The sequence below is a fragment of the Clostridium sardiniense genome, assembly GCF_016907995.1.
Lineage (GTDB): Bacteria > Bacillota > Clostridia > Clostridiales > Clostridiaceae > Clostridium > Clostridium sardiniense.
Map to the genome: position 1 here is coordinate 1 of NZ_JAFBDA010000039.1, position 19032 is coordinate 19032.

At 31.0% G+C, this 19032-nt stretch carries 13 protein-coding genes, 6 tRNA genes, 1 rRNA gene and 1 other annotated feature; of the genes, 1 reads left to right on the forward strand and 19 read right to left on the reverse strand.

The genetic code is table 11. From position 1 onward, the window contains the following. From JOC62_RS18445 to JOC62_RS18455, 3 genes are all read right to left on the reverse strand, one after another. A 16S ribosomal RNA gene (locus JOC62_RS18445) occupies nt 1-184 on the reverse strand; the annotation flags it as partial. A 545-nt stretch (nt 185-729) separates the two neighbouring features. Beyond that, nucleotides 730-2109 (reverse strand): UDP-N-acetylmuramoyl-L-alanine--D-glutamate ligase, encoded by a 1380-nt coding sequence (gene murD / locus JOC62_RS18450; protein ID WP_204596745.1) that lies wholly within the window; start codon nt 2107-2109, stop codon nt 730-732. A 196-nt stretch (nt 2110-2305) separates the two neighbouring features. Continuing rightward, a complete protein-coding gene (locus JOC62_RS18455; protein WP_204596746.1) occupies nt 2306-3706 on the reverse strand; it encodes a glycine--tRNA ligase in 1401 nt (466 codons plus the stop codon). Nucleotides 3707-3755: 49 nt separating this feature from the next. After that, nucleotides 3756-3919, reverse strand: a binding site (T-box leader). A gap of 144 nt (nt 3920-4063) precedes the next feature. Between JOC62_RS18455 and JOC62_RS18460 the strand changes: the two genes are divergently transcribed. Further along, entirely contained in the window at nt 4064-4543 is a 480-nt protein-coding gene (locus JOC62_RS18460) for an LURP-one-related/scramblase family protein (protein WP_204596747.1), read from the forward strand. Nucleotides 4544-4597: 54 nt separating this feature from the next. Here the strand turns inward: JOC62_RS18460 and JOC62_RS18465 are convergent. The 16 genes from JOC62_RS18465 to JOC62_RS18540 form a co-directional block, all read right to left on the reverse strand. Next, nucleotides 4598-4672 (reverse strand) — tRNA-Asn (locus JOC62_RS18465). Between the two features lie 36 nt (nt 4673-4708). Then, a tRNA-Asn gene (locus tag JOC62_RS18470) sits at nt 4709-4783 on the reverse strand. Between the two features lie 92 nt (nt 4784-4875). Beyond that, nucleotides 4876-5769, reverse strand: a complete 894-nt coding sequence (locus JOC62_RS18475; RefSeq protein WP_204596748.1) for a CPBP family intramembrane glutamic endopeptidase — start codon at nt 5767-5769, stop codon at nt 4876-4878. 104 nt (nt 5770-5873) lie between these two features. Next, nucleotides 5874-7379 carry a lysine--tRNA ligase gene (lysS, locus tag JOC62_RS18480; protein ID WP_204596749.1) on the reverse strand — a complete coding sequence of 502 codons (1506 nt, stop codon included), beginning with the start codon at nt 7377-7379 and terminating at the stop codon, nt 5874-5876. 14 nt (nt 7380-7393) lie between these two features. Further along, entirely contained in the window at nt 7394-7876 is a 483-nt protein-coding gene (gene greA / locus JOC62_RS18485) for a transcription elongation factor GreA (protein WP_204596750.1), read from the reverse strand. Nucleotides 7877-8162: 286 nt separating this feature from the next. Continuing rightward, nucleotides 8163-9149 carry a tRNA dihydrouridine synthase DusB gene (gene dusB / locus JOC62_RS18490; RefSeq protein WP_204596751.1) on the reverse strand — a complete coding sequence of 329 codons (987 nt, stop codon included), beginning with the start codon at nt 9147-9149 and terminating at the stop codon, nt 8163-8165. A gap of 11 nt (nt 9150-9160) precedes the next feature. Continuing rightward, a complete protein-coding gene (locus JOC62_RS18495; RefSeq protein WP_204596752.1) occupies nt 9161-9940 on the reverse strand; it encodes a type III pantothenate kinase in 780 nt (259 codons plus the stop codon). Between the two features lie 112 nt (nt 9941-10052). Further along, nucleotides 10053-11723 carry a formate--tetrahydrofolate ligase gene (locus JOC62_RS18500; protein ID WP_204596753.1) on the reverse strand — a complete coding sequence of 557 codons (1671 nt, stop codon included), beginning with the start codon at nt 11721-11723 and terminating at the stop codon, nt 10053-10055. 210 nt (nt 11724-11933) lie between these two features. Then, nucleotides 11934-13736 (reverse strand): ATP-dependent zinc metalloprotease FtsH, encoded by a 1803-nt coding sequence (gene ftsH, locus JOC62_RS18505; protein WP_204596754.1) that lies wholly within the window; start codon nt 13734-13736, stop codon nt 11934-11936. 89 nt (nt 13737-13825) lie between these two features. Further along, the gene (hpt, locus tag JOC62_RS18510; RefSeq protein ID WP_204596755.1) at nt 13826-14365 is read right to left on the reverse strand and encodes a hypoxanthine phosphoribosyltransferase; all 540 of its coding nucleotides are present in this window, start codon (nt 14363-14365) and stop codon (nt 13826-13828) included. Between the two features lie 2 nt (nt 14366-14367). Next, the gene (tilS, locus tag JOC62_RS18515; RefSeq protein WP_204596756.1) at nt 14368-15768 is read right to left on the reverse strand and encodes a tRNA lysidine(34) synthetase TilS; all 1401 of its coding nucleotides are present in this window, start codon (nt 15766-15768) and stop codon (nt 14368-14370) included. Nucleotides 15769-15888: 120 nt separating this feature from the next. Then, nucleotides 15889-18285 (reverse strand): stage II sporulation protein E, encoded by a 2397-nt coding sequence (spoIIE, locus tag JOC62_RS18520; RefSeq protein WP_204596757.1) that lies wholly within the window; start codon nt 18283-18285, stop codon nt 15889-15891. 373 nt (nt 18286-18658) lie between these two features. Next, a tRNA-Leu gene (locus JOC62_RS18525) sits at nt 18659-18747 on the reverse strand. Between the two features lie 7 nt (nt 18748-18754). Next, nucleotides 18755-18831: transfer RNA gene (locus JOC62_RS18530), tRNA-Met, on the reverse strand. Between the two features lie 8 nt (nt 18832-18839). Then, nucleotides 18840-18915: transfer RNA gene (locus JOC62_RS18535), tRNA-Met, on the reverse strand. A 26-nt stretch (nt 18916-18941) separates the two neighbouring features. Further along, nucleotides 18942-19030 (reverse strand) — tRNA-Leu (locus JOC62_RS18540). Nucleotides 19031-19032: the final 2 nt, after the last annotated feature.

The following is a 19032-nucleotide window of genomic DNA, read 5'->3' on the forward strand; positions in this document are numbered from 1 at the left end:
TGCAATGTTATGCGGTATTAATCTTCCTTTCGGAAGGCTATTCCCCTCTATGAGGCAGGTTACCCACGTGTTACTCACCCGTCCGCCGCTAATCCGTTTCCCGAAGGAAACTTCATCGCTCGACTTGCATGTGTTAGGCACGCCGCCAGCGTTCGTCCTGAGCCAGGATCAAACTCTCAATAAAAAGTTTAATCTTTTCACTCATAAAACTTACTTTAATAAAAAGAATTGCTGGTTGTTTAAATGTTTTATATATTCTGTTCAATTTTCAAAGATCTGTGCGATCTCGTTGACCGCTTTATTATAGTATCACTTAAGTTCCTCATTGTCAACAACTTTTTTAAATTGTTTTTCAATGTTTTACTTAAAGTGTTTTCGTTGCCGTCATCACTTGACGACGGATATTATAGTACCATGATTATATTTTTTATAATTATTAATTAATTATGATTATATAAAATTATTCTTCAAACACTCTATTTTTCTTAATTTTACTAACTAATTCAAATGATGATACACGTGGTATAGTTATCGTCTTAAAAAGCCATTTTTCTATTAATTATTCTAATTTCCACAGTAAAATCCTAATTCTTTTCTGTGCTTTTCTATTTATATAAGATATTTTTCTTTATCTTTTTAAATATAATTTACACTTTTAATAATCTTTTGTATTCATTTATTTAAAAATAAAAAAAGATAGCACAATTATTTGTACTATCTTTTTTTCATTTATTTTAATGCATTTACTAATTCCTTAAATTTATTTCCTCTTTCCATAAAGTTAGGGAACATATCAAAAGATGCACAAGCCGGTGATAGTGTTACTATGTCCCCACCTACTGCTATCTCTTTTGCTTTATTTACTGCATCTTCAAAAGTATTTACTTCTATAATTTCAACATCAATACCTTTTTCCTCTTTTAGTTTATTAAATGCCGCTTTAATTTTCTCCTTAGTAGCTCCAACTAATATCATTTTTTTGATAAAAGGATATCCTTCTTCAGCTAAAGGCTCAAAAGGTATATGTTTATCATATCCCCCTGCTATTAATATTACCTTCTCATCAAAAGCTTTAAGTCCAGCTAAAGTTCTTGTAGGACTTGATGCTATAGAATCATTATAATATTTAACTCCATTTAGTTCCCTTACGATTTCACACCTATGTTCTACTCCACCAAAAGTCTCACATACTTTTTTCATTGTTTCTATTGAAACATCATCTTTAGTAGATATAAACGCAGCTAAATAATTTTCTATATTATGCATACCTTTTAAAAGTATATCTTCTCTTTTTACAACTTCTTTTCCTTCTAGGTATAGTATTCCATCTTTATAGTAAGCACCTTTTTCTAGTACTCTTTTTGAACTAAATTCTCTAACCTCACCTTTGGCCTCTTTTTCAAAGCTATATGTTATATCATTTTCTCTATTTACTACTAATACTCCTGATTCTTCACCATATAAGAATACATTTTTCTTAGCATCTATATATTCTTTCATATCTTTATGCATATCTAAATGATTTGGAGCTAAATTAGTACATATAGCTACATCTATCGGTAAATCCATAGTCATAAGTTGAAAACTTGATAATTCAAGTACTACCATATCTTCTTTTTTTATTTCTTCAATTTGAGCAAATAACGGTGTTCCTATATTTCCGCCTACCCAAGTCTTATAACCTTCTTCACTTAATAATTTTGATATTATAGTAGTAGTTGTTGTTTTTCCATCACTACCTGTAACACCATATATCTTTCCACTACAATATCTTACGAACTCTTCCATTTCTGAAGTTATGTATGCTCCTTCTCTCTTAACTCTAACTAGAGCATCACAATCTATTCTCATTGATGGTGTCTTAAATACAACGTCAAAACCAGTTAAATTATCTAAGTAGTTTTCCCCAAGAGAAAGTTCTACTCCTTTATTCTTAAAATCTTCAGCTATAGCCCCTAGCTTCGCTTCGCTTTTCATATCAAAAGCTGTAACTTTAGCATCAAGTTCTACTAAGAAATTGATAAGTGGTATATTGCTTACTCCTATTCCTACAACTCCAACCTTCTTGCCCTTTATAAAATCTTTAAACTCTCTAAAATCTTTTTTCATACTTTGCCTCCAAGTCTACACTACTATCAACTTATATATTATGAATTATTTTTAATTTTGTCCCATTTGTTTCTAATTATAACACTATAGATTATTGTTTTTAAGTTTAAATTCCACCAAAAAGCCTCATTATATCAATATATATAAGAAAAAAGAGTATTTTCATAATGAAAATACTCTTTTTGTATTATATTAATTAAAACTCTAAACTCTTAGCAATATATGCTTCTAGATCTTCAATCTTAACTCTTTCTTGTTCCATTGAATCTCTATCTCTAACTGTTACTGCTCCATCTTCTAATGTATCAAAGTCAATTGTTATACAGAATGGAGTACCTATTTCATCTTGTCTTCTGTATCTCTTACCAATACTTCCAGCTTCATCATATTCAACATTAAACTTCTTAGCAAGTTCTCCGTATACTTCTAAAGCCTTATCTGATAATTTCTTTGATAATGGTAATATTGCAGCCTTAAATGGTGCAAGTGCTGGATGAAGATGCATAACTATTCTTGAATCTTGTTTAGTTTCTGTTGATAAATCTTCTTCATCATATGCATCAACTAAGAATGCAAGTGCAACTCTATCTGCTCCAAGTGATGGTTCTATACAGTATGGTATATATCTTTCATTAGTCATTGGATCTAAATAAGTTAAATCTTGACCTGAATGCTCTGCATGTTTCTTTAAGTCATAGTCTGTTCTATCAGCTATACCCCAAAGTTCACCCCAACCAAATGGGAATAGATATTCTATATCTGATGTTGCATTTGAGTAGAATGAAAGTTCTTCCGCTTCATGATCTCTTAATCTTAGACAGTCTTTATTAACTCCTAAGTTTAATAAGAAGTTCCAGCAGTATTCTCTCCAGTATTCAAACCACTCTAAATCTGTTCCTGGCTTGCAGAAGAATTCTAATTCCATTTGTTCAAATTCTCTTGTTCTGAATGTGAAGTTACCTGGTGTAATTTCATTTCTAAATGATTTACCTATTTGAGCTATACCAAATGGTACTTTCTTTCTTGAACTTCTTTGAGTTTGCTTGAAGTTTACAAATATACCTTGAGCTGTTTCTGGTCTTAAGTATATTTCATTCTTAGCATCTTCAGTTACACCTTGGAAAGTTTTAAACATAAGATTGAATTGTCTTATATCTGTGTAGTTCATCTTTCCACATTTAGGACATACTATATTATGCTCCTCTATGTAGCTTTTTAATTGTTCATTTGACATACCATCAGCTGAAGCAACTTCAATTCCACTTTCAGTCATATGATCTTCAACTAATTTGTCAGCTCTAAACCTAGACTTACATTCTTTACAATCCATTAATGGATCTGAGAATCCACCTAAGTGACCTGATGCCACCCAAACTTCCTTGTTCATTAAGATAGCACAATCAACACCTACGTTATATGGGCTTTCTTGAACAAATTTTTGCCACCATGCTTTTTTAACGTTATTCTTAAATTCAACTCCTAATGGACCGTAATCCCATGAGTTTGCAAGTCCACCATATATATCTGAACCCGGGAATATAAATCCTCTGTTTTTACAAAGTGCAACTATCTTATCCATAGTCTTTTCTACTGCCATTTCTAATACCTCCAATAATTTTTTATAATAAAAAAAGCCCCAAGCACAATAAAGGGACGAAAAACATTCCGCGGTTCCACCCTTCTTGGCTAAAGCCCAACTTTCAAAACACTGCTCAAAAGCTCCCTTCATCTTATTTTATTAATGATTTACACCACCCATCATCTCTCTAAAAATAAAGCTAAGACTACTCTTCTTTTTCAACGCACATATTAATTTATATATTTAATTTTACCAAAAGCCTTATATATGTCAAGGTACATATAAACTTATTTTTTATGTTACATTAAATTTACTTAATGAACAGCTTATATATTATATAATATATTTAAATAAAATAATAAAGGGGGATTAATCATGAAATATGTTTTAAATCAAAATTTAGTTTCTATTGGAAATGATTATTTAATAAAAGATGCTAATGGATATGTATGTTACAAAGTTGATGGTAAAGTACTTACTATTGGAGAAAGATTATCTTTTGAAGACTCAAATGGTAATAAGTTATTTAAAATACGAAAAAAACATATGAAATTAGCCGAAACATTTGAAGTTTATAGAGCAAATGAGCCTTATGCTAAAATAACAAAAAGAATGCTTACTCCTATAGAGGATGAATTTATTATTGACACTCCTTATGGGGAATTAATTGCTAAAGGTGATTTTACTGATTATGAATTCTGTATATACGATGAGTATGATACTCCTGTAGCTACAGCTTCTAAAAATAGTATTAATTCAATTGGCAAATATGCTATTGATATAGAAAATTTTAATGATCATGGACTAATACTTGCTTGTGCCGTTATTATAGATTTAATTGAATATGATGAATAATAAAAAAAGCAGTGATTCTTATAATCACTGCTAAATTTCTATATTAATAAAAAATGGCTCCGCGAAGAGGACTCGAACCTCCAACCTGTCGGTTAACAGCCGAATGCTCCACCATTGAGCTATCGCGGAATATCCATATAACAAATATTTATTTCAAAAGAAAAATGGCTCCGCGAAGAGGACTCGAACCTCCAACCTGTCGGTTAACAGCCGAATGCTCCACCATTGAGCTATCGCGGAATATTTGCTACATTTGATATTATATCATCTTTAAATTAAATTGCAAGACATTTTATAAAAAAATTTTATTTTTGTAAAAGCCTATTTAGCTACTACTCCTTTGACTTTTCTTTATATCTGTCTTTAAGCCTCATATTTTTATAACAGGCAAACATTATAAATCCTCCAATAATAATTAACATCATTGATTCTATATTAGAAAATCCTTCATTTAAAATATTTAATCTTAAAGTTAATTCATCAAATAAAGTAGCTATAGTATTATAACTTATGTGAAGGATTATAGTTGGTACTATACTCCTCGTATATACATAGACAAATGAATAAATTATCGATCCAACGACAATAGCTAATACATTTTGTATATCTGGAACATGTAAGATCGAAAACATTACGCCTCCAACTATAGCTGACTTTTTAAGAGAGTATTTTTTAAGAAGCCCTTTTAAAAGCATACCCCTAAATAATATCTCTTCCACAATTGGAGCTGATATACATCCAATTATAAGAGTGACTAAAAAAGGGTATGCTATATCTTCACTACCGATTAGCTCTTGAATAAATTCAGGAATTGGTATCATATTTAAAAAATATGATAATCCTAGAACAAAAGTAATCTCTCCTAGAGAGAATATAATAAGCTTAATATAATCATTACATTTTAATTTAACTGATGGAGTATATTCTATACTAATATCATTATTCCCTTTATCTATATATATTTTTTTCATAAATGTAATAGTTGCGCAATAAGCAAGTGTTTGTATTCCTACATCCGCTATACCATTGATTAGTTGAGCAACTACTGAACTTTCTTTCATGTTCCCTAGCGTTACTAATCCAGGCGCAACTATAAATATGCTTAATAATGTCATTGTAATTAATACTACAGCAAACAAAATTGAAAAGCCTATTCCACCTAATATACTTATAGGTTTAACATTTATATTATCAAATTTATATAGCCATTCTTTTATTTTTCTCATAAATCCCCCTAATAAAACCAATGTAAATATCTTACCATAAATACATACTATTACAAATATCCTTATAAAAAAAGGATATCCATAAGGATATCCTTTATAAATAATTATTTTGCTGGTTTCATTGTTGGGAATAGTAATACGTCTCTTATTGATGATGAGTCTGTTAAGAACATAATCATTCTATCAATACCTATTCCAAGACCACCTGTTGGAGGCATTCCTGTTTCTAAAGCACTCATGAACTCTTCGTCCATCATGTATGCTTCGTCATCTCCATATTCTCTTTCCTTAGCTTGTTGTTCAAATCTTTGTCTTTGAACTATTGGATCATTAAGTTCTGAGTAAGCATTACATACTTCTCTTCCGTAAACAAATCCTTCAAACCTTTCAGTAAATGCTTCATTTCCTCTCTTCTTCTTAGTAAGAGGTGAAATTTCTACTGGATAATCAACTAAGAATGTTGGTTGAATTAATTTTGATTCACCATATTCTTCGAATAACATATTAAGAACTTCTCCCTTAGTTACCTTATCTAAAGGTTTTGGGAATTCTAAATGCTTTTCTTTAGCAATAGCTTGTGCTTCTTCATCTGTTTTGATTTCATTGAAGTCAACTCCAGCATATTCTTTAACAGCATCAACCATAGTAATTCTTCTCCATGGTGGCTTAAAGTCTATTTCTGTTCCTTCATACATTACCTTAGTTGTACCATTTACCTTTTCACATACATATGCAATCATATTTTCCATGATTTCCATCATATCATTGTAATCTGAATAAGCTTGGTATAATTCTATACAAGTGAATTCTGGATTATGTCTTACTGAAACTCCCTCATTTCTGAAGTTTTTACCCATTTCATAAACTTTTTCGAATCCAGCAACTATTAATCTCTTTAAGTATAACTCAGTAGCAATTCTTAGGTACATATCTATATCTAAAGCATTGTGATGAGTTATAAATGGTTTAGCAGCAGCTCCTCCAGCTATCGGTGATAGTATTGGAGTATCAACTTCTAAGAATCCTCTATTATCTAAGAATTCTCTTATAGTTTTTATTATCTTTGATCTTTTTATAAAAGTATCTTTTACTTCTGGATTAGTAATTATATCCACTTCTCTTTGTCTATATCTTAAGTCTGGATCTTTTAATCCGTGGAATTTTTCTGGTAATGGTTTTAATGATTTACAAATTAACTCGAAATCTGAAACCTTAACTGAAACTTCTTCAGTTCTAGTTTTAAACACTTCTCCAGTCGCAACAACCCAGTCACCTAAGTCAAAACTCTTATATGCTTTTAAATTTTCTTCTCCAACCGCATCAATCTTTATAAATAATTGGATTTTACCATCTCTATCATGTATGTCTGAGAATACAACTTTACCTTGACCTCTCTTTGACATGATTCTTCCAGCTACAGTTACAGTCTTGCCTTCTAATTCTTCATAGTTTGATTTAACTTCTTCTGAACTATGTGTTCTTTCCACTTTATATACATCAAATGGATCTTTACCTGCAGCTTGTAATTCAGCTAATTTTTCTCTTCTAAGTGCTTCTTGCTCACTTAACTGAGCTTCTAATTCTTGTATATTCATTTCCTCAGTTGACATTAATTATCCCTCCGTTATGATCTGCTTATTTCTAATACTTCGTATTTACTTACTCCATCAGGTACAGATATTTCAACTACGTCTCCAACTTTTTTACCTATAAGTCCAGCACCTACTGGTGATTCATTTGAAATTTTAAATTCCATTGGATCTGCTTCTGCTGAACCTACTATTGTATAGACAACTTCTTCATCAAAATCATAGTCTTTAACCTTTACTTTTGCTCCAACCGCAACAACATCTGATGGTATTTCTGATTCATCTACAACTTCAGCATTTTTAAGCATATTTTCTAATTGAAGGATTCTTCCTTCTGTAAAAGCTTGCTCGTTTTTTGCTTCATCATATTCTGAGTTTTCACTTAAGTCTCCGTATCCTAATGCTACTTTTATTTTTTCTGTAATTTCTTTTCTTTTAACTGTTTTTAAATGTTCTAACTCGTTTTCAAGCTTTTTAACACCTTCATAAGTCATTACAAATTTTTTTTGTTCGCTCATACTTAAACTCCCCTTTAATAACCTTCTACTGGTTTATATTTTAATTTAATATTTCTTAAACCTATCAAAATTTGGGCCCTATAACGAATATTCAAATTCATTTAAAATATTATAAAGCAGGGCCTATAATATGTCAACAAATCTAATTTTTTTAAATGTATTTCAATAGTATATAGTATCTATTATATAGCCACTTTATTCATAATAATACACTTTATTCAGAAATGTCTTTTAAAATAATGTAACTTTTGAATAAACATTCCGTAATATTCAAAAGTTTACATTACTATCTACCAGCTTTTAAGTTCTTTAATTCATTTTTATAATTTATTAATAGCTCCATAACAGCATCACTATCTTCTAATACATTCATTTCATTTCTTACTTCTGTACATTTTGGAAGACCTTTTATATACCATGATGCATGCTTTCTCATCTCTCTTATAGCTTTATGATATCCGTCATACTTTATTGCTAATTCGTAATGTCTTATACACATATCAATCTTTTCTTCTGGGGTTATTTCCTTAAGCTCTTTCCCTTCAAGAATTCTTTGTATCTGTTTGAAAAGCCACGGATTACCCATACTTCCTCTTGCAACCATTATTCCATCACAATTAGTAAGTTGCTTCATCCTTAAAGCATCTTCTGGAGTAAATACATCACCATTACCTATAACAGGTACCTTCACTTTATCTTTTATTTCTTTTATTATATTCCAGTCTGCTTTTCCTTCATACATTTGCTTTCTTGTCCTACCATGTACAGCTACAGCATCTACTCCTGCATCTTCTAAAGCTAACGCGAACTCAACTGCATTTAGATTATCTTCATCAAATCCTTTTCTAAACTTTGCAGTTACAGGTTTTGATGAAACTTGTTTTATCTTTCTTACAATTTCTGCTGCAAGTTTTGGATCTTTCATAAGAGCTGATCCATCTCCATTTTTAACAATCTTAGGAGCTGGACACCCCATATTTATATCTATAATACAAATATCTTTTCTATCGTTAAAATGTTCCTCAACCATCTTTGTCATAATATCAGGATCATTTCCAAATATTTGTACAGCAACTGGCATTTCTTCATCTGAAATTCTAAGAAGCTTTTGTGTATTTTCACTACCATAATATAAAGCTTTTGCACTAACCATTTCTGTATAAACCAGTCCGCACCCTTGTTCCTTGCAAAGCCCTCTAAATGATATATCTGTTACTCCTGCCATAGGAGCTAGAAATACATTGTTTTCAAATTCTATATTTCCTATCTTCATTTCTTTGAGTTTTACTCCTTATTCTTATTGTATATTAATCTTAACCCTTCTAATGTTAAGTCACCGTCAACTATATCTATTGCATCAGTCTCTTTAGCAATTAAGTTTGCAAGTCCCCCTGTTGCAATAACTATAGGTTCTTCATTGCATTTATTTCTCATTTCGTTTTTCATTTTCTTTACTATATATTCAACTTGCCCAATATATCCATATAAAATACCTGCTTGCATACTTACAATTGTACTTTTACATATAATATTTTTAGGTACTTCAAGTTCTATTCTTGGTAGTTTTGCTGCTCTTTCGAATAATGCATCTGATGCAATTCTTACGCCCGGAACAATACATCCACCTAAATAATCTCCCTTTTCTGTTATTGAACAGAATGTTGTTGCTGTACCAAAATCAATTACTATGTTTGGTTTTTTATATAGTTCAAAAGCTGCAACAGCATTAACTATTCTATCTGCCCCAACTTCTTTAGGATTATCATATTTTATATTTATTCCTGTCTTTATCCCAGGTCCTACTATTATAGGCTCCCTGCAGAAACATTTTCTTATCATATTTTCTAATGAATGCATTATATTAGGAACTACTGATGATATTATTATTCCCTTAACTTCCTTTGGATCTAAGTTATGCTGAGAAAACAACTGCATAACTTGTACGCTATACTCATCAGACGTTTTTTGTGCATCTGTTGATATTCTCCAACTAGCTATATAATTATCATCTTTGTGAACTCCTAAAACGATGTTCGTATTTCCTACATCGACAAGCAAAATCATAAAAGCACCACCTTAATATAGTTAAAAGCAGCTATAATTAAAGCTGCTTTTATTCTGATAAAATAACTTAATTTTAACAATTCAGTGGTATTTGTCAAGAGTTAACAGAACGTTAGAATAATCCTATAATTTCTCCATCATCCAATATATCCATTTTATTCGCTGCTGGAACCTTCGGTAATCCTGGCATTGTCATAACATCTCCAGTTAACGCAACTATAAATCCAGCACCATTTGATACTCTTATTTCTTTTACAGTTATATCAAAATTTTCTGGTCTCCCTAAAAGACTTGGGTTATCTGATAGTGAATATTGAGTTTTTGCCATACATATTGGAAGTTTATCTAAATTAAACTTTTCAAGTTCAGCTATTTGCTTTCTAGCTTGCGGTGTATAGTTTACAGTATTTGCTCCATATATTTCCCAGGCTATAGTCCTAATTTTTTCTTCAATAGTATTATTAGTATCATATAAAACTTCAAATTTTGATTCTTCATTTTCTAATACATCAACTACTTCAGTTCCAAGTTCTATTCCACCTTCTCCGCCTTTTGCCCAGACATCTGAAAGTGCAACTCTAACACCATTTTCTTTGCAGAAGTCTTTTATAAATTGAACTTCCTCTTCACTATCTGATGTAAATTTATTTATAGCCACAACTACAGGAACATTATACTTTTTAATATTCTCTATTTGTTTTTCTAAATTTGAAACACCTATTTTTAATGCTTCAATATTCGGAGTATTAAGGTCATCTTTTTTCACTCCACCATGATGCTTTAAAGCTCTTATAGTAGCAACTATAACAACACAATCTGGAGTTAATTCTCCATATCTACATTTAATATCTAAGAACTTTTCAGCTCCAAGATCTGCTCCAAATCCCGCTTCTGTAACTACTATATCACTAAGTTTTAGTGCAAGCTTAGTTGCTATAACTGAGTTACATCCATGTGCTATATTCGCAAATGGTCCTCCGTGAATTATAGCCGGAGTATTTTCTAATGTTTGAACTAAATTAGGCTTTATTGCATCTTTCATTAATAGTGCCATAGCACCTTGTATACCTAATTCTTTCGCATATACTGGTTCCCCATCTAAGTTATAAGCAATTAATATATTTCCCATTCTTTCTTTTAAATCACTTAAATCTTTAGCTAGGCATAGTATAGCCATTATTTCTGATGCTACAGTTATCATAAATCCATCTTCTCTTAAAAAACCATTAATCTTTCCTCCAAGACCTACAACAACTTCTCTTAACGCTCTATCATTCATATCTATAACTCTTTTAAAAATTATTCTTCTTGAGTCAATTCTTAAATCATTCCCTTGATGTATGTGATTATCTATAGCTGCTGATAACAAGTTGTTAGCTGATGTTATAGCGTGCATATCACCAGTAAAATGTAAGTTTATATCTTCCATAGGAACAACTTGTGCATATCCACCACCAGCAGCTCCCCCCTTGATTCCAAATACAGGCCCAAGAGACGGCTCTCTAAGTGCTATAACTGAATTCTTACCCATTCTACGCAACGCATCTCCAAGACCTACTGTAACCGTTGATTTTCCCTCTCCTGCCGGTGTAGGATTTATAGCTGTTACTAGAACTAATTTCCCATCTCTATTTCCTTGATTCTCTTTTAATGCATCCAATGATATTTTACATTTATATTTTCCGTATAATTCTATATCATCCTCATTTAAATTTAATTTTTCCGCTATCTTTGTTATATATTCCATATTTGCTTCTTGAGCTATCTTAATATCGCTTTTCATTAATACTAACCTCATTTCTTATTAAATAAATTTCAATTCTCTAAAAATTATCTATTATTATACCCTACATATTACGAGTATACCATTTGTTTTAATTTTTTTGAAGTATTTTATCGAACGTTTTTTTATTTTTTTTATATATAATTCGTATATATCCCAATTATAATTCTATATAAAATAAAAAGGTTCTGTTTTCACAGAACCTTTAAATTATGCTTTATCAAATATTTCTTCGAATTCTTTGCCTTCTATCTTTTCTTTTTCTAGAAGTACTTGAGCAACAGCATGTAATTTACTCATATTTTCTCTAAGTATAGCTTCAGCTCTTACATAGGCTTCATCAACAAAGTTCTTAACTTCTCTATCAATTTCAGCTCCTATTTCTTCTGAGAAGTTTCTTCCTCTTCCAAGATCCCTTCCAAGGAATACCTCATTTTGATCTGATCCGTATGAAATTGTTCCAAGCTTTTCACTCATTCCATATTCCATAACCATACTTCTAGCAATTGCACTAGCTCTATCTATATCATTCTTAGCTCCAGTACTTATATCTCCAAGAATAAGTTGTTCTGAAACTCTTCCTCCTAGAAGTCCAACCATATCATCTTTAAGTCTAAGCTTTGAAGTATATGATCTATCTTCATCCGGTAGGTACATAGTATATCCACCAGCTCTTCCTCTTGGGATTATACTTATTTCATGAACTGGATCTGAATATTTTAATGACTTCATCACAACAGCGTGACCAGCTTCATGATAAGCCGTAAGTTTTCTATCTTTTTCGCTAATAACTCTACTTTTCTTTTCTGGACCAGCTACTACTCTTGTTATCGCATCTTCCATATCTAGCATTGTTATAGCCTTATCGCCTCTTCTAACCGCAAGTAGTGCCGCTTCATTAGTAAGATTCTCTAAATCAGCACCTGAGAACCCTGGTGTTCTCTTTGCTAGGACATCTAGTTTAACATCATCAGATAGAGGTTTCTTTCTTGTATGAACTACTAAAATTTCTTCTCTACCTTTGACATCTGGAGCTCCTACAACTATTTGTCTATCAAATCTACCTGGTCTTAATAATGCAGGGTCTAAAATATCAGGTCTATTAGTTGCAGCTATCATTATGATTCCTTCATTCATTCCAAAACCATCCATCTCAACAAGTAATTGATTAAGAGTTTGTTCTCTTTCATCATGACCTCCGCCAAGACCTGCTCCTCTTTGTCTACCTACAGCATCTATTTCATCTATAAATACTATACATGGAGCATTCTTCTTAGCATCTGCAAAAAGATCTCTAACTCTTGATGCACCTACTCCAACAAACATTTCAACAAAATCTGAACCTGATATACTAAAGAATGGTACACCAGCCTCTCCAGCTATCGCCTTTGCAAGTAAAGTCTTACCTGTTCCAGGAGGACCTACTAGAAGAACTCCTTTAGGGATTCTAGCTCCCATTTGTGTATACTTTGATGGTTCCTTTAAGAAATCAACAATTTCTTCTAATTCTTGCTTTTCTTCATCAGCACCAGCAACATCTTTAAATGTTACTTTTTTAGAATCTGGAGTAGCAACTTTAGCTCTATTTTTACCAAAGTTCATTACTCCTCGGCCACCACCGCCGCCTTGAGATTGTTGTGTCATTACAAATAAAAGTACTAAGAATAATACAACCATAAGTACTGTTGGTATAATAGATAACCATGCTCCACTATTTGAAGGCTTTTCAAATTCTACTTTTACATTATTCTTAGGATTTTCACTAATCAACTTTGTAAGCATTGTCTCAGGTGCATATGTTATAAATTTTTGGTTATTATTCATTACACCTTCTATCGTCATATCGTCTTCACGAACATATATGCTAGTTATTTCGTTGGAACTCCACTTTTGTTGGAAAGAACTATATGAGATTGTATCTGATTTATTACCTGTTTCCCACAATGCTACTGATGCAAAAATCAGTACCGCTAATGTGACAATCCATACAGCTGCACTTGAATATTTTTTCATTCAAGGCCCCCCTCTCTTTATAATATTTAAAATTTTACCATATGGTTTTTTTAATTACAATAATTCCTATTTGTAAATATTTAAATTTTTTATTTGTTATATACTTCTTCTTTTAATATGCCAACGTAAGGTAAATTTCTATATTTTTCAGCATAATCAATTCCATATCCAACTATAAATTCATTAGGAACTTTAAATCCTATATATTTAACATCTAAATCTGCTGTTCTTCTCTCTGGCTTATTAAGTAATGATACAATTTCAATACTTTCTGCTCTTCTTGCTTTTAAATATTTTAATAAATAACTTAATGTTATTCCACTGTCAACTATATCTTCAACTAATAGTACATGTTTACCTTCTATACTATGATCTAAATCTTTTAATATCCTTACAACACCTGATGATTCTGTAGAATCACCATAGCTTGATACTGCCATGAAATCTATTTCGCAAGGTATAGTTATATTCTTAATAAGATCTGATGCAAATAAAACTGATCCTTTTAAAACTCCAACTACAAGTAAATCTTTCCCCTCATAATCTTTACTTATTTTAGCACCCAATTCCTTGACTTTTTTAGCTAAGTCCTCTTCATTAAATAATATCTCTTTTACATCTTCCCTCATGACTATAATTCCTCTCTTTTACACATTACTTTAATAATGTTTTGTGTTTGTTTAGTTACTTTATATGTATTAGATGTTTTAACGCCTAATAACCATGCAATTTCATCATCAAATTCAATAACTGGGATATTGTCTCTATAATCCTTAGGTATTTTCATATCAATAAATATATCTTTTATTTTTTTGCTACCTTTCATACCTAAAGGTATTATCCTATCTCCATTTTTTCTTTTCCTAAGAGTAACATACTCATTAATTTTATCATAATCAAAATACTTAATTAAGTCATTATTGTTAAATTTTAAATTTTTTTCTTTTATTTTTACTTCAAATTCTATAAGACAACCTAAAAAATCTACTTGTAACCCATCTAACTCATCTTTTTTTATTTTAATCTCATGAATATCATTTTGTTTTTTTAATAATCTTTCCTTCTCCTTTATATATATTTCACCATATATATTTTCAGCATATATTCCATTAGGTAAATCTATTCTTTTATTTGTCCCTATATCTTTGAGTTCTATAACTTCTTTTATATGTTTCATTTCAAAATCATAAGTACTATTTGAAAGAGTTGTTAGAGCTTTTCTTATTACTCTAGTAATTATAGCCCTTTCTTTATCAAATAATTCCCTACTTAGTATTATTTCATCTTTCTTTACTATACAATACTTAGAAAAAGCTCTTTTAGCCTCATTATTGATAAAATCATTGTCTTCTTGAAGTAATAAACTCATTCTATTTATAGCTTTAACTACATCTCCATTAAAATTTCCCTTCATATAAGGCAATATATCTAATCTTATTTTATTTCTACTATATATGTTTTCTAAATTTGTCTTATCAATTTTCGGATTTAAATTATTATCCTCGCAATACTTTTCTATATATTCCCTTTCTAAAAATAGTATAGGTCTTATATATATCCCATCTCTAATAACAGGAATTCCACCTAGTCCTTCAAGCCCAGTACCTCTCATCATTCTCATTATTATTGTTTCTGCTTGATCATTAGCATTATGAGCTGTAGCAATCTTTGTGTATCCCTTTTCTTTACTTATTTTATTAAAGAATCCATACCTTTCATCTCTTCCTGCAGTCTCACTAGATACTCCTCTATCTTTTGCTATTTTTTCTATCTCAAGTCTTATGCTATAAAAATCTATTTCTAATTGTCCACAAAGTTCTTTAGCATATTCCTCATCTTTTAACGCCTCTTCGCCTCTAATCATATGATTTATATGAGCTGCTCCAATTTCTAAAGAATATCTATCTTTTATAGTGTGTAGTAAATGTAATAAACATACTGAGTCTGGACCTCCTGATAATCCAACTAGAACTTTATCTCCTTTATTTAAAAGTTTATTTTCTTCTATATAATTAATAAAATCGTTAATCAACTTTCTCACATCCTATGTATAACTATTCATTTATATCATACCTTAATATTACACATTTTGTAATATTAAAATTATAAAAGCTGACTACAAGCCAGCTTTTATTATTAACATAACTACATTTTAATATGCAGAGTAAACCTTAGAAACTACAATAGTCATATCATCCTTTATAGTTCCATTGTTAATTTCCTTAGAATATTCTAATATATCTAGAACAAGTTCCTTAGGATCACTCCCCTTCTTAACAAGATAATCTTCAAGCCACCTAGAATCTCCAACTCCTTTCTTATCAACATCTAGAACTCCATCACTTAGTGTTATTATTATATCTCCGTTCTTAATCCTTTCTTCAGTACTTTCTATTTCGACCTTATCTACCAACCCAAAAGGCGGCATATTAGATGATATTTTCTTTATTTTATTTCCTCTCTTTATGAAACTAGCTGCTGCACCAACTTTATAGAATGATGCTTTACCTGTATATAAATCTATTGTATTTAAATCTAATGTTGAGAATTTCTCATCCTCTTCAAATTTCATACTCATTATTGAATTTACTGTATTTAATGCAGTCTCAACACCAAATCCTTCCTCAATAAATTTTTCAACTAAATCAACAGTTATTTTACTCTCTTTTCCAGCCTCAGGACCTGACCCCATTCCATCACTTAATAAAGTTATATATTGTCCACCTTCTAATCTTCCAAAAGAATAAGTATCTCCAGTTTGTTGTTCCCCTTCTTTAACTCTCATACCAGCGTAAGAAATAACCTTATATCTTGGCATTTCTTTTAAGAATATAGCACAATCCTTATTGTTTGGTTGTATTCTACATCCTTCTTCACTAATCATCATTGGAGTTCTCACTAACTCATTGACTACTGGAAGTATATTCTTTATGCAATATGTCCCACATGAACAATTCTCCATACTTACCTTTATATTCATTCTTCCACCCTTATCTGTAAAGCAGAATATTTCTTTATACTTTATTGAATTCTTATTAAGTTCTTTTCTAATTATTCTTTCAAGCTCTGAGCACCAAGTAACATCACGCTTAAAATCTGAAACCATATTATCTAAATTATCTGATACATTTCTTATATGAGTTGCTACAAGTTTTCTACCTTCCTCTAGCTTCCTTCTTGTAATTTCATTGGCATTTAGTATATTTAATATCTCTTCTGAATTTCTTATAAGATCTGATTTACCAATACACTTCTTCTCAAGTTCTATAGGAAAATTTTGTCTTCCTTCTTCTCTACCCTTTAAAAGTTCTTGAAAAGCTGTATATGTCTGATTAAATTCTCTTTCCCAACATTTATTACAATCTGTACATACACTACATACTCTATCTGCTAGATTTTCAACTAATGCTGTACTTCTATTTTTATATTGTAATTTATTATTATCTGAAATACTATTTAATGATGTTGCTAACATATCTAATGCGTTTCCAAAGCCCTGTACTTTTCTTGAAAACTCATTTTTAACTTGGGATAGATGCTCCTCATTTATAGTATCCACCTTAGTCTCCTGACACATTTCAACCTCTAGTCCATTAAATATTTTCTTAGGAATTATCAGGAAAATCATTCCACCTACTAATATCTCAATAATTCCTTCTATATGCAATCCTTGAGAATATAGTGAAAGAATCAAATAAACCATTATAGATGATAAGAATGAGAATACCTTACCAGTTTCTTTAAATAATCCTACCATTAATCCTATGCTTCCATATAGTCCAATTCCGCTTATCATGTTTCCAGATGTAATTCCTACAATAACGCCCATTGCAATTCCAATTGCAGCTCCATTTGCAGCTCCACCAATATAAGCTATTGATATTACAGTAGCAAGTGATGCTATATTTCTTATACCAACTCCTGCAATAGTTATTCCACCAATTCCAGCAATCATCAAACACACTATTATTGCAATACTTATTACTTCTTCTATATTAAAGAAATAATTTGTATTATACTCACCTACACACTTCAATCCATACTTTATAACATAATATATAGGAAGGACAAGAATTGTATTTAACCCTGCAATTGTTACGTTAACTCCTATATCATAATTACTTATCACTAATCCATAAATTATATAACTTAAAAATACTATAAAGAATAAATGCTTTTCATTTAGTCTTTTTTGAAGCTTATTTATAACTAAGCTATATCCTAATACCATAAGAACAGTTATTAGATACATCCATCCATCTTTTAATGTAGCATTTATTGTAAAATATCCAATCAAGGCTCCAACAGAAGCTACAACAACCTTACTTTGTTCTCTTCCAGCAACTACGCTAATTAAAAAGGCTAAGCCAAACGGAGATACTCCAGCTATATCGCCCTCTCCAATCATTATAGTAACTCTACTTAACAATAATGTAGCTATAAAAATAACTACTAGTTTTGTAGGCTCATTCCTTACTTCTACTTTACTATTATTATCTATTCCCTCTTCAAATCTTTTAAATGCTCCTCCATTAAGTCTGTACTGCATATATCTTCCTCCCAATTCCCATAATTTGTAATTTAATTATAACAACTATTCTTCTCGATATATGTCAATACATGGTATAATTTTAAAATTTCGTCGGACATTATTCTTTTATATTTTTAATTTTCTATCTTTAGTATTATTTTTCGATATATTATTCATATCATATGAAAAGTCCCATGAAGTACCATACTTCAATAGTTTATAGCAATTTATTTTATTTTTACTCTTTGTCATTATATATATGAATTTGTTATTTCTTAACATATTTTTTTACACATAAAAAAATAGAAGCTATAATAAATCTTTTTTCGACTATAGCTCCTATACTTTTATTTTATATAGCAAAAAAGATCTAAGAAGAATCTTAGATCTTTGGTGCCGAAGACCGGAATCGAACCGGTACGGTGTTTAACCACCGCAGGATTTTAAGTCCTGTGCGTCTGCCAGTTCCGCCACTTCGGCAGGCAATTGGTAGCGGAAATAGGACTTGAACCTACGACACTTCGGGTATGAACCGAATGCTCTAGCCAGCTGAGCTATTCCGCCACGCTTTGTGGTTGCGGGAGCAGGACTTGAACCTACGACCTTCGGGTTATGAGCCCGACGAGCTACCAACTGCTCCATCCCGCGATATTATAAATTATTTAAAATTAACTTGGTGCCGAAGACCGGAATCGAACCGGTACGGTGTTTAACCACCGCAGGATTTTAAGTCCTGTGCGTCTGCCAGTTCCGCCACTTCGGCAT

Coding starts and splice junctions, on each gene's coding strand:
- JOC62_RS18460 (WP_204596747.1), top strand. CDS start 4,064: ATGAAATATGTTTTAAATCAAAATTTAGTTTCTATTGGAAATGATTAT.
- hpt (WP_204596755.1), bottom strand. CDS start 14,365: ATGAGGGAAGATGTAAAAGAGATATTATTTAATGAAGAGGACTTAGCT.
- JOC62_RS18455 (WP_204596746.1), bottom strand. CDS start 3,706: ATGGCAGTAGAAAAGACTATGGATAAGATAGTTGCACTTTGTAAAAAC.
- spoIIE (WP_204596757.1), bottom strand. CDS start 18,285: ATGCAGTACAGACTTAATGGAGGAGCATTTAAAAGATTTGAAGAGGGA.
- ftsH (WP_204596754.1), bottom strand. CDS start 13,736: ATGAAAAAATATTCAAGTGCAGCTGTATGGATTGTCACATTAGCGGTA.
- JOC62_RS18475 (WP_204596748.1), bottom strand. CDS start 5,769: ATGAGAAAAATAAAAGAATGGCTATATAAATTTGATAATATAAATGTT.
- dusB (WP_204596751.1), bottom strand. CDS start 9,149: ATGAAGATAGGAAATATAGAATTTGAAAACAATGTATTTCTAGCTCCT.
- murD (WP_204596745.1), bottom strand. CDS start 2,109: ATGAAAAAAGATTTTAGAGAGTTTAAAGATTTTATAAAGGGCAAGAAG.
- lysS (WP_204596749.1), bottom strand. CDS start 7,379: ATGTCAACTGAGGAAATGAATATACAAGAATTAGAAGCTCAGTTAAGT.
- greA (WP_204596750.1), bottom strand. CDS start 7,876: ATGAGCGAACAAAAAAAATTTGTAATGACTTATGAAGGTGTTAAAAAG.
- JOC62_RS18500 (WP_204596753.1), bottom strand. CDS start 11,723: ATGAAAAGCGATATTAAGATAGCTCAAGAAGCAAATATGGAATATATA.
- JOC62_RS18495 (WP_204596752.1), bottom strand. CDS start 9,940: ATGATTTTGCTTGTCGATGTAGGAAATACGAACATCGTTTTAGGAGTT.